This window comes from Streptomyces sp. CO7, assembly GCF_053474865.1.
On the sequence record NZ_JBRIOU010000002.1, the window covers coordinates 1,143,000 to 1,144,352 of the forward strand.

Annotated in this window: 2 protein-coding genes; both read left to right on the plus strand. The window is 72.0% G+C overall.

Annotated features, from left to right (window positions below):
• The first annotated feature begins 150 nt into the window (after positions 1-150).
• Entirely contained in the window at positions 151-663 is a 513-nt protein-coding gene (locus tag ACOV8S_RS07115) for a hypothetical protein (protein WP_448316769.1), read from the plus strand.
• A 211-nt stretch (positions 664-874) separates the two neighbouring features.
• Positions 875-1,353 (plus strand): cellulose-binding domain-containing protein (locus ACOV8S_RS07120; RefSeq protein ID WP_448316770.1); only part of this gene is annotated, 479 nt, incomplete at its 3' end.

A 1,353-nucleotide genomic window follows, 5' to 3' on the forward strand; every position in this document is an offset into this window, starting at 1 on the left:
CGGCCGACCGCTCCGTACGCCCGCCGCCGCGGCGGCGGGCGTACGGAGCGGTCGGCCGAGGGCCCGCGCAGGCCATAACCTGAATCCAGCAGGGCAGTTGATCTGACGGAGTCCGAGCCAGCACAGCCTCCGGTGAAGGGAGCCAGCGCCATGCCCGCCAGCGACCCAGCAGGCCCCGGCGTCCATCTGTCGTCGCTCAAGGTGAGCACCCCCCAGCGCATCCAGCCGGGCTCGACCTACCGGATCGTCCGGTTCCCGTTCGGGTCCGCCGAGTCCACCGACCCCCACGGGATGCACCAGGCCGCGCAGCCCGACGGCCGCACGGTGACCGACTGGGCGTCCGACGACCGGTCGGGGCTGATCTGGCCGTCGGTGCGCGGCTGGGGTCAGCTGTACGCCATGCTCCAGTGGGCGGAGAGTACCGGCGCCACCGAGTACCGCGACCAGTTCGCCCGTGACCCGCTGGAGTTGGCCGGACCGGTCGACACCACGGCGACCGAGCACCGCGCGCCCACCATCGGCGGCGAGTACTGGGTCAAGGTGTGGGGCATCGTCTGCAATCCCGGCGTCCCGCTCGCCGTGCGGGTCACCCACAACGCCCCCCACCCGATCAACCTCACCTTCGCCGAGTTCAAGCTCGTCATCCAGCCGCTGGCCGAGTGAGACGGCGCCGCCCGGCCGGCTCGCCGCGCGGCTCCGGGCAGCCGGCCGTTCCGCCGGAGCGGCGTCGCGCGACGGGAAGGCGTCACCGGGAATCTTGACGAGAAGATGCCCGGCGCATGCGTTGACAGGGCAGGTGCGGAGTCGCTGAGATGTGATGGGAGCGCTCCCATCACTCCTGCACCCCCACACCCGCACCCCCACGGAGGAACACGTGCGCACTCACCCCACCCGATTACGCCAACGCCCCCTGGCCTCGGCGTTCCTGGCGGCCTTCGCCGCCGTCGGCCTTCTCCTCGTGGCCCTGGTCACCGCCCCCAGCAGCAACGCCGCGGACTCCGGCTGCCGGGTCGACTACACGGTGAACCAGTGGACCGGCGGATACACCGCCGCCGTCAAGGTCACCAACCTCGGCTCCGCCATCTCCGGTTGGCGTCTGACCTGGACGTACGGCGGCGACCAGAAGGTGACCTCCGCCTGGAACGCCACGGTGACCCAGAGCGGGCAGAACGTCACCGCCGTGGGCTCCGGCTGGAACGGCAACCTGGCCACCGGCGGCTCCGCCGAATTCGGCCTGCAGGGCAGCTACCAGTCCTCCAACCCCACGCCCAGCAGCTTCGCGCTCAACGGCGTCGCCTGCAACGGCACCGTGACGCCGACCGACCCCGGCACCCCGACCACGACGCCCCCCAC